The sequence below is a fragment of the Prevotella histicola genome (genome assembly GCF_055385135.1).
In genome coordinates this window covers 1,784,470-1,797,798 of sequence record NZ_AP043793.1, presented here as the reverse complement: position 1 = coordinate 1,797,798, position 13,329 = coordinate 1,784,470, and the positions used below count along the sequence as shown (strand labels likewise).

Sequence of the window (13,329 nt, the reverse complement as noted above, 5' to 3'; positions counted from 1 at the left end):
TCCCCTCCTCATGAAACAAGGAGGGGATTTTTTATTCCTTTTGGGGAACTTTCTACAATTAATACACTAACTTTTCTTACCTAACTAATGAAACAATTTCTACTTTTTGTCACCCTTTTAGGGCTTACATCCACCATAAACGCACAACAACAATCCATGCTTTTATGGTACGATCACCCTGCACAATTCTTCGAAGAGAGCTTACCAATGGGTAATGGGAAGCTCGGTGCTCTCGTATATGGTGGTACTAAGAATGATACTATCTACCTAAATGATATAACATACTGGACAGGAAAGCCCGTCAACCCCAATGAAGGAACAGGAAAATCAGTATGGATTCCACGAATTAGAGAGGCGCTTTTCGCAGAAAACTATCGTCTTGCAGACTCTTTACAGCATTATGTACAAGGTGAACAGTCAGCATCTTACCAGCCATTAGCCACCTTTAACCTCATAAACCTTACTCCGGGAGCTATTCAAAACTATCGTAGAGAACTTAATATAGACAGTGCTATGGCGCATGTCAGCTACCAACAAGATGGCGTAACATATAAAAAAGAGTATTTTGTCAGCCAATCAGATAGCTTGATAGCCATACGTATCACTGCAGACAAGCCCGGAAAAGTAAACTTTAAGATAAGTCTTACGGCTCAAGTACCACATAAAACAAAGGCGTCTGACGAACAATTGACAATGATTGGACATGCAACTGGCAAGGAAAACGAGACCATCCATGCCTGCACCATTGTACGTTTAACCCATAAGGAAGGTCAAGACAGCCACACAGACAGCACCCTTACAGTAGAAAATGCAGACGAAGCAACCCTCTACATAGTCAATGCTACGAGCTTCAATGGCTTCAACAAACATCCAGTCGATGATGGGGCGGATTACATGAACAATGCTATTGACGCAGCATGGCACACGAAAAACTTCACATATAACGAATTCAAACAACGCCATATCAATGCTTATCAACGGCTATACCAACGTCTGAACCTTCACTTAGGACATGATAAGTACGACAATAACATACCAACCGACGAATTACTAAAGAAGTATTCTACACCACATACACCCCTATCAGTAGCTGCACAACGCTATCTTGAGACCTTATACTTCCAATTTGGACGTTATCTTCTGCTCTCTTGCTCTCGCACACCAGGTGTTCCTGCTAACCTACAAGGGCTCTGGACACCCTATCTTTTCTCTCCTTGGCGTGGTAATTACACCATGAACATCAACTTAGAAGAGAACTATTGGCCAGCAAACAGTACCAATATCAGTGAGACTATACAACCTCTCTTCAGCTTTTTAAAAGGCTTAGCGGCAAACGGAAAGTACACTGCACACAATTTCTATGGGGTGAATGAGGGATGGTGTGCGTCCCATAACAGTGATATATGGTGCAAGACAGCCCCGGTAGGAGAAGGAAAAGAGAGCCCGGAATGGGCAAACTGGAACCTCGGTGGAGCCTGGTTAGTAAATACTCTTTGGGATTATTACCTCTACACACAGGACTTTCAGATGCTAAAAAGCACAATCTATCCACTTATGGAGGGTGCTTCTCGCTTCTGCAAGCAATGGTTAATAGAAAATCCTAAGCATCCAGGAGAACTCATTACAGCACCAAGTACGACCCCAGAAAACGAATATCTCACAGATAAAGGCTACCATGGAACTACCTGTTACGGAGGAACTGCCGACTTAGCCATCATCCGTGAGCTGTTTGAAAACACCCAACAAGCACGTAGAATACTAAACATAAAGCCTGATAAACAACTCAATAACACCTTAAAAAGACTACATCCCTACACCATTGGTGCTGAAGGAGATCTCAATGAGTGGTATTATGACTGGAAAGACTATGACCCTCAACATCGACACCAGTCTCATCTCATCGGACTTTATCCAGGAATGCACCTGCAAAGGCATGCTATTCAGACTAAAGATTCAAGTCTTTTAAAAGCTGCTAAGCAGACTTTAATACAAAAAGGAGATGAAAGTACAGGATGGAGCACAGGTTGGCGCATCAATCTTTGGGCGCGATTAGGGGAAGGAAAGCATGCTTACGAAATTTATCACAGACTTCTCAGCTATGTATCTCCAGAAGAATACCATGGACCTGACGCCGTTCACCGTGGCGGAACCTATCCGAATCTCTTCGATGCCCACCCTCCTTTCCAGATTGATGGGAACTTTGGAGGCACAGCAGGAGTATGTGAAATGCTGGTACAAAGCACCTTAGAGATCGTAAACAACAAACCTGTCTATTACATTCATCTGCTTCCAGCCTTGCCTCATGTATGGAAAGATGGCGAAATAAAGGGTTTAAAGACACGTGGAGGATTAACTATTGACATGCAATGGTACGACCATCAAGTATACGCTTTACACATCAAAGCTGATGCAGATGTAACCATAAACCTCCATTATAACGGCAAAACAGACTCTGTCAAGAGATTAAAGAAAGGACAAGAAATGCTCTTCAGAGCCATTGATGGAGCCTTATAATGTTCTTTTCTTCTACAAAATAAGGACGAAAAAAAGAAATAAATACGTATATTTGCAGGCAAAAACGAAGAAATAATGAACAAGAATATAAAGCTTGCAGAGGTAAATGTGGCACATGCAAAGCATGTTTACCCTGAAGGAAAGTACATAGATAATGACTTGATACTCTTTGAGGACATCGCCAAAGTTCCTCTTCCTTCAAGTTCTTCACGTATGAAGAGCCTCTTCCTCGCCCTTTGCACCAGTGGCAAAGCACGCTACACCGTTGACACAAAGCAACATGAAGTCAGTGAAGGAGACGTTATCATCATCAGTGAAGGACAAGTGGTAGGCGATTATCTACTATCACCTGACTGTAAGGGTATCGCCCTTATCATGTCCTATGACTTCTTTCACAACACTGTAAGCGGTATTCATGAGCTGTCAGCTCTTTTCCTTTTTGCACGTACTCATCCTGTTTTCCATCTTGATGCACAACAAAGCAAAGATCTACAGAATGATATTGCACACATCAAACAGAAGATAATAGATGTCAATCACCGCTTTCGACGGGAATTAGTGATGACAATGCTGAAGGCTCTCATCTATGATATGAGTAACATCATCTACCGTTTCCAGCAATTAGAAACCGAAGGACAGACACGTGCAGAGGTCATTTTCAGAGAATTCATACAAGCTGTTGAGAAGAATTTCCATACAGAACGACGCGTAAGCTGGTATGCTAAACAACTCTGTATCACATCAAAATACCTTTCAGAGACCATCCGCAGCATCAGCAAACGTACACCGAGCGACTGGATTGACTCCTATGTAACACGTGAATTATGCGTAATGTTGAAGAACAGTACACTAAGTATCAAGCAAATTGCTGATGAAATGCATTTCGCCAATCAAAGTTTCATGGGGAAATACTTCAAAGAACATGTGGGAATGAGTCCTACTCAATTCAGAAGAAGTTGACAGACGGATGATCAAAAGAGCTCATAACTCATAGTAGGAGTAGCATGCTGACATGCAGATAACTACTGTTCTTCAGTCTGGTCACCCATCAACTGGTCAGCGACTTCACACAATTCATCATACCATTCCTTACCAAATCGACGTGTAAGGGGTTCTTTTAGGAATTTATAAAGGGGAAGATTCAGTTCTTCTCCTTTTTTTCTTGCATCTGAACAGATGCGCCAATGGTGATAATTGATACCACATGTGCCGTTACCAAAGTCCTTTACACGAATCGGATATAAGGAACATGAGATGGGTTTAACGAACCCTGTCTTGCCATTTCGGTATGATCGTTCCAAAGCACATAGGCAACAACCATTCTCATAACACGTGAAAACACAGTCCTTACCACCAACAATACTCGTTACCAAGTCACCTTCCACATCCGTATAAGCAACACCTTGCTTATCAATAACAGCCTGAGCTGAAGCTGAAAGATCACTCCAGACGGTATCCAAGGCATTCTCTATCTCCATTGTTTCATCCATAGTCACAGGCGCGCCAGCGTCGCCTTCTATGCAACACTGCCCATGACACTTATCCAGATCACAACAGAATTTCACCGTCAGGATATCTGGTGAGACCAAAACATTCCCCACCATAAATATGTGATCATACACGTTTCCCATCTTCTTTTCGCTAAATTATTTCATAACCAACAACACATCACCTTTTTACCATTCAATAGGCTGTATACCATGCGTCGTTAAGTAAGCATTACAACGCGAGAATTGATGTTGTCCGAACCACCCACCACGATTGGCTGATAGTGGTGAAGGATGCACACTCTCAAGCACACAATGCCGTTGTTGGTCAATCAATGCCTTCTTACTACGTGCAAATCCACCCCAAAGCATAAACACTAAGTTCTCACGACCATCACTCAAAGCCTTGATAGCAGCATCTGTGAAGGTGCCCCACCCTAACCGTTGATGACTGTTTGCAGCATGTGCACGAACTGTAAGCGTAGCATTGAGCAGGAGAACTCCTTGCTCTGCCCATCGTGTAAGGTCGCCAGATCGACTTACAGGCTTACCCAAATCGTCTGCTATCTCCTTATATATGTTTACCAAAGATGGTGGAATCTGCACACCATCTGGTACGGAGAAGCTAAGTCCCATAGCCTGACCAGGCTCATGATAAGGGTCCTGACCGATAATAACAACCTTGACCTTTTCAAAAGGACATAAGTTGAAAGCATTGAATATCAACCTTCCAGGAGGATAACAAGGAAACTTTTGATATTCCTGCCTTACCTGTTCGCACAGCTGATGGAAGTAAGGTTTATCAAACTCGGCACCTAACCGTTGCTCCCATGATGGTTCAATCTTTACACTCATAGTGGAATTATTTATTGCAAAAGTACGACAAAGTTCTGATAACAACAAAAAAGTCGTGCCTTTCAGCACGACTTTATCTTATCTTAAGTTCTCAATTACTGCTCGCTTAACTTTCTTATTTTCTTCTTATACTTCATAGCTTTCTCCGCATCCTTTAGTGCCTGCCTCTTCACCTTCTCATTCTTTCGGGCATTTTGATAACTTGTTTTAGCCTGTTTATATGCCTTCTCTGCAGAGTTTAAAGAAGCTTTTGCATCCGCTGTACGTGCCTTTGCATGCTTATACTCTACCTTTGCATTGTTAATACGGTTCTGCAACTGTGCCTTTGACATTGCATTATAGTTAAAACTACGGTTATCTTGTGCTTGTGTTGCACATGCAACAAACGTAAAAACTACTGTCAATAACAATACTATCTTACTTAACTTCATAATTTTACTTATTAAAAATTAAACCTTAAAACCAACTCTATCTTACAAGTAAGAAATCTTATGAGCACAAAAATAACAAGAAAAGTACACTAAATCATAGAAATAAGGTATAAAGATATGTTTTTTTTAACTTATTAACTATCCTAATCCAAATCTCTAATAGATGCCCATGTAACTATCAAACTTACGTGTTCTCTACACCTTATGGTTCTTTTAACATGAAATTAAATAGATTCTATGAAGGTAAAACCAACATTTTAAATCATGAAGAGTACAATAAAAGGTTGATAACAACAAAAAAGTCGTGCCTTTCAGCACGACTTTATATGTCTCAAATAAAGGTTTACTTCTGATTTGCCTTGCATTGTTTCTTGCAGAGTCTTCTCTCTTTTCTGGCTTTTTCCCAAGCCTTTACCTTAGCTTTATCCTTACGATAAGTGTTTCTTACCTTCTGTTTTACATTGTCATAAGCCTTCACTACTTTCGCTTCTCCAGCATGTAGATCTTTCTTTCCAACTGCTTCCGCATGCTTAACGCCAGCTTTTACCTTCTGAGCATCCTTCTTAACTGTTGCTGCAGTTGCCTTCTCAGCATGCTTAACACCAGCTTTTACCTTTCGAGCATCCTTCTTAACCGTTGCTGCGGTTGCCTTTTCGGCATGCTTAACATCAGCTTTGGCCTTATCAACCAATGTGTCAATACGCTCTTTCAGGGTCTCATGTTTCTTCTCTGTCTTTGTTGTTTGTGCCTGTACACTAAGTGAAGTGAAGGCTGCCATTACTGCTACTGACAATGCAATCTTACGTAATACCATAATCTTTTCTTATTAAATAAATTAAACATTAAATTCTATGTCATCGAAAGAATATCATCTTTCCTAGGCACAAAGATAGCGAAAGTCAAATCTCAAAAGACACAAAAGGCACTGAATATTCGTTCCTTTTAGTTTAATTAAGATTTAAGTCACTACCAAATGAATTATCAACCATTACGTATACTCAATATAGTTACAAAGCAGATGATTCACTTAAAAGTTCAAATAACCCAACCCATAGTTCCAAACTAAGCCCATCAAAACGCACGGAAAAGGCACCCTTAGGATGCAGAAAGACACAGATAGATTACAGTAAAATAATATTACACTTCAAAGAGTGTAATAAAGAACAAGACAAGAGAAAATGGCTTTGAGTCAATTCTGTAACCTACAAATTATCAATCAGTTACAAAGCGGCTTACAAAAGGGCGTCTTTCACATTGCAAAAGGGCATCTTTTACACGGTAAAAGGGCACCTTTTGAAGTGCAAAAGGGCATCTTTTAGAACGTGAAAGACGCCCTTTTAAAAACCAACAAGGAATTTATATTACAAAAAAGGAGAATCAGTTTCTTATATAACAAAGTGAATATAGATTCTCTTCTATTATATGATTAGTTCCTTACCCACATACTGATGAAGATCAACAGAGCACTTTAAACGGATAAAAACAAAAAAAGCCGTACCTTTCGGTACGACTTCAATTGTTTTAAAACGAGGATTTACTCCTTGTTTTCCATAATACTACTTCTTGGAAACACGCTTTACTCTTCTTGTTGTTTCCCAAGTTTTTACTTTGGCTTTACCCTTACCATAGGCGTTCTGAACGGTCTGCTTTGCTTTATCAAAGCCCTTTTCGACTTTCTCAAAACCAGCATCAGCCGTTGCTTCACCAATGCTTCCTGCACGCTGAGCACCTGATTTTACAGTATTAACATCAGTGCCAACCTTGTCAACAGTGGTCTTTGCAGCTTGCTTTACATCAGATCCAACTTTATTAATCAAAGTATCTATACTCTGTTTTACTGTATCCTGAACCCTTCCAGTATTGTTTGTCTGTGCTTGTACACTAAGAGAACAGAATCCAATCATCGCTGTTAATGATAATACAATCTTACGTGTGTCCATAATCTTTTTACCTTTTAAGTTATACATTAATACTTTTCTCGCGAAAGAAATTACATCTTTGCAGAAACAAAGGTAATAAAAAAGAATCCCAAAAGCCATAAATAGCTTTTGGGATTCTATTATTTTAGTCTAAATTATACTTGATTAATCGGTAATCAAGTTCTCACCTGTCATGTCAGAAGGCTGCTCCAAGCCCATGATATGGAGGATAGAAGGAGCCACATCAGCCAGACGACCATCCTTTACAGTTGCTGAATTGTTGTCAGTAACATAGATAAATGGAACTGGATTCAGTGAGTGAGCAGTGTTAGGTGTACCATCTGGATTGATTGCATTGTCTGCATTACCATGGTCAGCGATGATGATTACTTCATAACCGTTAGCCTTTGCAGCCTCAACAACATCCTTCACACAGTGGTCAACAGCCCATACAGCCTTTGCAATAGCGTGATAAACACCTGTATGACCAACCATATCACCGTTTGCAAAGTTCACAACGATGAAGTCATATTCCTGTGTGTTGATTGCACCAACAAGCTTATCTTTCACTATGTAGGCACTCATCTCTGGCTGTAAGTCGTAGGTTGCAACCTTTGGAGAGGCTACCAAGATACGATCTTCGCCCTCATAAGGCTGTTCCCGACCGCCATTGAAGAAGAATGTCACGTGTGCATACTTCTCAGTCTCTGCTGTATGAAGCTGGCGTTTACCAAGTCGGCTGAGGTATTCACCCAACGTATCCATTACATTCTCTTTAGGGAAGAGAACGTGTACACCCTTGAAGTTAGCGTCATATGGAGTCATACAGTAGTACTGCAGGTCCTTAACGGTGTGCATACCCTCATCAGGCATATCCTGTTGGGTAAGCACCTGTGTCAATTCCTTTGCACGATCGTTACGGAAATTGATGAAGATGACAACGTCACCTTCCTGGATTGTTCCGTCAACTGATGAGTTGTTGATTGGCTTGATGAACTCATCTGTGACATCAGCAGCGTAGCTATCCTCAACAGCCTTCACCATATCAGTAGCCTGAACACCCTTACCCTCAACGAGAAGGTCATATGCTTCCTTCACACGATTCCATCGTTTGTCGCGATCCATTGCATAGAAACGACCTACAATAGAAGCGATATGTGCACCATTGGCGTCACATACCTTCTGAATGTCAGCTATAAAGCCTGCTCCACTATGTGGGTCTGTATCACGACCATCCATAAAACAGTGAACATAAACGTCCTTTAGATTATATTCCTTACCTATCTCGATGAGCTTGAAGAGGTGATCCAATGAAGAGTGAACGCCACCTGTAGAGGTAAGACCCATCAAATGAAGCTTCTTACCATTCTTCTGTGCATAGCTATATGCCTCTACAATGCCTGGATTCTTCAGTATATCACCTGTCTGACAAGCCTTATTTATCTTTACTAAGTCCTGATAAACAATACGACCAGCACCAATATTCAAGTGACCAACCTCTGAATTACCCATCTGACCATCAGGAAGACCAACGTCTTCGCCTGATGCCTGCAACTGAGAGTGTGGACTTACTGCATTCAAATAATCAAGATATGGAGTTGGAGTGTTGAAGATAACATCTCCCTTACCATGCTTTCCGTTACCCCATCCATCAAGGATCATCAATAAAGCTTTCTTTGCCATAGTTTCTTTCCTTATATATATTTACTATTATCTTCGTATCTGCAAAGATACGATAAAAGTATAAAACCATGGCATAAAGGTATTGGAATTTTGGGCTTTAAGGACAGAGGATGAAATTAGTGACTTATGTCAATATCGCAATCAAGTGCCAACAAATGCACAGAATCAACCAGTAAAATGATGCCATAATATGGAAACGATTCATCCTGTGTGGCACATAAGATTTCGAATACATTGATATCATATCGCTAAAGCACGCATTTCTGTTTTGTAATCACAGATATTCGAAGACTACAAAACAGCAAAATAAAACCTGTACCGGTGCTTAAACACAATCACACCGCCACAGGTTTATGAAATGCAGATGACAATCATTGGAACTAATCGTCAATGCAAAGATAAGTAAGAACGACAGGGAATGCAATAGGATACTTACTCTTGACACACTCTCGACTATCATATTACTGGCTATCAGCTATTTATCATTCTATCAAACACCATTTTGACACGATCACCATTTGGCTATATCGTGAATAATCTATACCTTTGCATGCATGAAGAAGAAAATATTTATAGCATTTGTCGGTCTTTTGTCGTTGCTATCCTGCAGCGAAAAAAAACTTCCGAACTATCCTGCAACGGATGATGGGATTACTCGGATGAGGCTTGACAGTGCATCTTTCTTCACACAAAGGCACGATACTCGCAATGCGATGTATCAACTGAAAGCAGCAGAAAAGCACCTTTTCAATGTCAATACGGACACGCTGAAGTTCACAACTTATTACCATATTGCCCTACTAAACGCACAGAACGGGGCTTATAAGTTGGCTCTCAACTACTTCAATCACGCTGCAAAGTATGCAAATGACAGTAAACGGAGCCACCGACTGTCAGATATTTTCCTTGGAAAAGCTTCCGTTTTCAACCAAATGGGGATGCGTGACTCTGCCTTACAGTATGTGAAGCGAGCAGAATCATTCAAACCTCGCATCCGAAAAGACCAAGAAGAGAGCATCAAAAACATACGTTCACGAATAGAAAAGCATCAGGTTTTGACGGTATCACCAGAGAAAGACATTGAGATTGTACAGATACAGGACCGTTATGAGGTGGCTATGGCACAAAGGGAAGCCCTACAACTACAGCTTTATATAGCCTATCTTCTGATTCTGTTGATACTGGTTACCGGTGGAATTATCGTATGGTTTCGGCGCAGAATGCACCAGCAACTACTGAATTACCGCAAGCAACAAGAGGAGACGGAGCAGAATATTCAGATGACCCTACAAAGGAAAGATGCCACAATTGATGAGATGAAGGCTGAGATTGACAGTAAACTCAATGAACTGGAGCAACTAGAAAAGAAGATTCCAACCCACAACAGAGAAACAGAAACGTCTGTTTCAATAGAACAAACAAAGTTAGGAATAGATGCTTTGTACACAATTCTCAAAGGTGGGAACATCTCACAGATGGGCAAACGGGAGCAACAAGCCGTTTGCATGATTATGCCTAACTTTGATTATGACCTTGCTTACATTCTTAACAACCCTCGTTATGCCTTTACTCCTAAGGAAACTTTCTATTATATCATGGAGCATAACGGTATGACGGACGAAGAGAAAGCTACTGCTTTCTGCTGTACTGGTCAGGCAATAAGGTCGATAAAGAGTAGAATGAAGAAGAAAATGGCTACCTTTGCCAACACATAAACATAAGAATCAACAACAAATTATATATTCAGGATAATGCAACCACGTAAGATTTTATTCGTTTTATTTACGCTCATAACCCTAACTCTCCATGCACAACGTTGGGTTGGAACATGGGCTTGTGCACCACAGACTGTTGACAAGAGCTTCATGCCCTACAACAATCAGATGACTAATCGTTCCGTAAGACAGGTAGTAAAGGTCAGTATCGGGGGTGATGTCATCCGACTCCGACTCAGTAATGAGATGTCATCAGAGCCTGTTGAGATTACAAGCGTATATATTGCAGAAGCACAAGAAAGTGCAGAGATACGTAAAGAGACAGCCCGTTACCTGCAATTCGGCAAGAGACATGGGGTGACGATAGCAGCAGGAAAAGCTGTATTCTCAGATGCTTTGAAGTTTAATCTCGCTCCTTTAAGCCGTATTGCCATAACCATCAACTATCGGAAAGCGCCAAAGGAACCTACGGTTCACATGGGCTCGCGTACTACATCATATATACTACGAGGTATAAGCACTCCCAATACGAACTTTTCAAAAGCCTTTAAGGAAGATCATTGGTTTAACATCTCTGGCATTGACGTGTATGACCCAACGGCTTCAAGCATAGCAATCCTTGGTAATAGCATCACAGATGGGAAGGGAAGCACAACCAATGCGCAAAACCGATGGCCTGACTTCATGTCGGAGATCATGAACGCAAACCCAGAGAAAGATCCAGCAAAGAAAGACTGGACGGGAGTATTGAACCTTGGAATAGGTAACAATCGCATACTTTCTGTCGGCCTTGGGGAGCCGGGACGCATACGTTTCGATCGTGATATCCTTGAACAACGCGGGCTACGTGCCGTGATTATCTTTGAAGCAATCAACGATATCGGTACTTCAAAGGCTCCAGACGAGACATCCCGACAGCTGATTGAAGCTTATCATGTGATGATTTCCAAAGCTAAAGCACGCGGTCTGAAGGTGTATATGGGCACCATAACACCATTCCGTGGATGTAAAAGCTACTTCACAGAGGAACGTGAAAAAGCAAGAAAAGTTGTCAATGACTGGATCAGAACTACAAAGGAGATAGACGGTTTCATTGACTTCGATGCCTTGATGCGTGACCCTTCAGAGCCTGAACAATTGCGAAAGGAATGGCAGAGTGGCGACTGGTTACATCCGAATCCTGATGGTTATAAGATGATGGGAGAGTTTGCTGCAAAACAGTTAAGCAAGCAAGCTACTCCAGGAAATGGTTTCTCAACTGTTACCGTCCGCTAAAACGCAAACAAAACACAGATTATTGGTAGTCTGCTTTCAGGTAAAGGACACTTCATTATATATCAAATTAGAACCTCTGTATCAACTAATGCAGAGTATTTGTTTGTGTTTCAGAGCTTTTCTAATTGTACATTATGCACATAACAGACATGCCTTGCGATGGTGTTGAATATGAAAAACGCTTGGTGTTTACCAACAACTCAACAGGCGATGAGTAGCGACACCAGTGGTGATGGACTACAACACAACGGTAGAAAGGAGAAAAATATGTTATTTTCCACCACCTAAAGCTTTGCAATAAGACATAGACGAATTCCTAATACAGGGAATAATTATCAGACAATAATATGTCATGACATACGGAAAAAGCACCACTGGGAATGCCAATGGTGCTTTTTCAGCTTATAAAAGAGCCACCCGAGAGGCTCTCAAGTTTACAAATCCGTATATATACTTTATACATTCTTCTCTGCCAAGGCATCTATCTCCTTCCGCATATATGCCCTAAAATCATCTCCTTCCACAATGTCGATGTCCCTGAAAAGTCCCAAAACGAACCTACCAAGTCCACGATAGTCGCAGACATCTATGTCAAGTATCCACTTTCCATCCCCATCTGGCGTTATATACTTGGTCCCTTGAGGAAATTCTTCTATGAAAAGATTGCGAGATAACAGACCTAAATGCAGCCTCACGTGATGTCGTTCCTCCCCACTGAACATAAAGATATCAGTGAAGACCTGCCTGTGTTTATCTTCATGTAGCCATGAAGTATCTAGCTCTTCAATATCTTCCATGCGTGAAACCTTGAATGTTTTATTCGTATGAGTAAGTAACTCATGGCAGCGAACATCCTGATTATCATTCAAGAGTAGGAATGGTTCAACAATACGATCACGTACTGAACAGCTATTAGGACTAGAGTAGCCTATGAGACGGACCATTTTCTTACGTTCCATAGCACGCTTCAAGACTTTCAGATTACTCTCCATCTGCTTGCGAATGGGTGAATTAGCAACCACAGAAAAGTCATAAGCATTCTCCAACTTCTTCCTTAATTGATTAGCAGTATCACTATCTTTGCCTATCATCTGCAGCAGACTGTAGATTGTCTTCACCTCTGCTTCGGAGAATTGTACCGCTTGTAACAGGTCAATAAAGAATGGTGAACGCCTGTCAATATGGTAACAGCCTTCATTCTTAAAGATGATAAAGCCTGCTTGCTTGAGGAAATCAAGCAAGTAATAGAAGTTACGACGTGACAAATCCATTTTCTCACACAGCTCATTTACCGTATAACTAGACGAATCGGACAAGAGAATCAACAGTTCTAACTGCTTCTTGAGTTTATCAAATCTCATAATTAAGGCATTATATACTGTAGATATAACGGTAGAAGTGGTACTTTTATTAATTCAAGGTCAACCTTTTTGTTAATAAAACAACAAAA

General features: G+C 40.9%; 11 protein-coding genes. 4 read left to right on the top strand and 7 right to left on the bottom strand.

Annotated elements, in window-relative coordinates; genetic code table 11:
• The first annotated feature begins 87 nt into the window (after positions 1-87).
• Complete coding sequence (locus ACZ48L_RS07135; RefSeq protein WP_025791389.1) at positions 88-2,514, top strand: glycoside hydrolase family 95 protein; 2,427 nt, start codon at positions 88-90, stop codon at positions 2,512-2,514.
• 75 nt (positions 2,515-2,589) lie between these two features.
• A complete protein-coding gene (locus ACZ48L_RS07130) occupies positions 2,590-3,474 on the top strand; it encodes a helix-turn-helix domain-containing protein (RefSeq protein ID WP_008823646.1) in 885 nt (294 codons plus the stop codon).
• 62 nt (positions 3,475-3,536) lie between these two features.
• Here ACZ48L_RS07130 and ACZ48L_RS07125 read toward each other — a convergent pair whose 3' ends face one another.
• The 6 genes from ACZ48L_RS07125 to gpmI form a co-directional block, all read right to left on the bottom strand.
• Positions 3,537-4,145, bottom strand: coding sequence for a DUF3109 family protein (locus ACZ48L_RS07125; protein ID WP_025791392.1), 609 nt, complete (start codon positions 4,143-4,145; stop codon positions 3,537-3,539).
• A 45-nt stretch (positions 4,146-4,190) separates the two neighbouring features.
• Entirely contained in the window at positions 4,191-4,856 is a 666-nt protein-coding gene (gene ung, locus ACZ48L_RS07120) for a uracil-DNA glycosylase (protein WP_008823644.1), read from the bottom strand.
• Between the two features lie 95 nt (positions 4,857-4,951).
• A complete protein-coding gene (locus ACZ48L_RS07115; RefSeq protein ID WP_025791395.1) occupies positions 4,952-5,287 on the bottom strand; it encodes a hypothetical protein in 336 nt (111 codons plus the stop codon).
• Positions 5,288-5,630: 343 nt separating this feature from the next.
• Entirely contained in the window at positions 5,631-6,101 is a 471-nt protein-coding gene (locus ACZ48L_RS07110; RefSeq protein ID WP_025791396.1) for a hypothetical protein, read from the bottom strand.
• A 742-nt stretch (positions 6,102-6,843) separates the two neighbouring features.
• A complete protein-coding gene (locus ACZ48L_RS07105; protein ID WP_148295435.1) occupies positions 6,844-7,227 on the bottom strand; it encodes a hypothetical protein in 384 nt (127 codons plus the stop codon).
• Between the two features lie 144 nt (positions 7,228-7,371).
• Entirely contained in the window at positions 7,372-8,889 is a 1,518-nt protein-coding gene (gene gpmI, locus ACZ48L_RS07100; protein WP_025791399.1) for a 2,3-bisphosphoglycerate-independent phosphoglycerate mutase, read from the bottom strand.
• Between the two features lie 554 nt (positions 8,890-9,443).
• Here gpmI and ACZ48L_RS07095 point away from each other — a divergent pair.
• Together ACZ48L_RS07095 and ACZ48L_RS07090 are read left to right on the top strand one after the other, a co-directional pair.
• On the top strand, positions 9,444-10,604 hold the full coding sequence (locus tag ACZ48L_RS07095) for a hypothetical protein (protein ID WP_044113833.1): 1,161 nt from the start codon (positions 9,444-9,446) through the stop codon (positions 10,602-10,604).
• Between the two features lie 36 nt (positions 10,605-10,640).
• Positions 10,641-11,879 carry an SGNH/GDSL hydrolase family protein gene (locus ACZ48L_RS07090; protein WP_025791402.1) on the top strand — a complete coding sequence of 413 codons (1,239 nt, stop codon included), beginning with the start codon at positions 10,641-10,643 and terminating at the stop codon, positions 11,877-11,879.
• Positions 11,880-12,334: 455 nt separating this feature from the next.
• On the opposite strand, the gene ACZ48L_RS07085 is transcribed toward ACZ48L_RS07090, so the two are convergent.
• A complete protein-coding gene (locus ACZ48L_RS07085) occupies positions 12,335-13,240 on the bottom strand; it encodes a helix-turn-helix transcriptional regulator (RefSeq protein ID WP_464721976.1) in 906 nt (301 codons plus the stop codon).
• Positions 13,241-13,329: the final 89 nt, after the last annotated feature.

What these genes read in the sequence shown, in the direction of transcription:
- ACZ48L_RS07135 (WP_025791389.1), top strand. Translation starts at nt 88, where the DNA reads ATGAAACAATTTCTACTTTTTGTCACCCTTTTAGGGCTTACATCCACC.
- ACZ48L_RS07130 (WP_008823646.1), top strand. Translation starts at nt 2,590, where the DNA reads ATGAACAAGAATATAAAGCTTGCAGAGGTAAATGTGGCACATGCAAAG.
- ACZ48L_RS07125 (WP_025791392.1), bottom strand. Translation starts at nt 4,145, where the DNA reads ATGGGAAACGTGTATGATCACATATTTATGGTGGGGAATGTTTTGGTC.
- ung (WP_008823644.1), bottom strand. Translation starts at nt 4,856, where the DNA reads ATGAGTGTAAAGATTGAACCATCATGGGAGCAACGGTTAGGTGCCGAG.
- ACZ48L_RS07115 (WP_025791395.1), bottom strand. Translation starts at nt 5,287, where the DNA reads ATGAAGTTAAGTAAGATAGTATTGTTATTGACAGTAGTTTTTACGTTT.
- ACZ48L_RS07110 (WP_025791396.1), bottom strand. Translation starts at nt 6,101, where the DNA reads ATGGTATTACGTAAGATTGCATTGTCAGTAGCAGTAATGGCAGCCTTC.
- ACZ48L_RS07105 (WP_148295435.1), bottom strand. Translation starts at nt 7,227, where the DNA reads ATGGACACACGTAAGATTGTATTATCATTAACAGCGATGATTGGATTC.
- gpmI (WP_025791399.1), bottom strand. Translation starts at nt 8,889, where the DNA reads ATGGCAAAGAAAGCTTTATTGATGATCCTTGATGGATGGGGTAACGGA.
- ACZ48L_RS07095 (WP_044113833.1), top strand. Translation starts at nt 9,444, where the DNA reads ATGAAGAAGAAAATATTTATAGCATTTGTCGGTCTTTTGTCGTTGCTA.
- ACZ48L_RS07090 (WP_025791402.1), top strand. Translation starts at nt 10,641, where the DNA reads ATGCAACCACGTAAGATTTTATTCGTTTTATTTACGCTCATAACCCTA.
- ACZ48L_RS07085 (WP_464721976.1), bottom strand. Translation starts at nt 13,240, where the DNA reads ATGAGATTTGATAAACTCAAGAAGCAGTTAGAACTGTTGATTCTCTTG.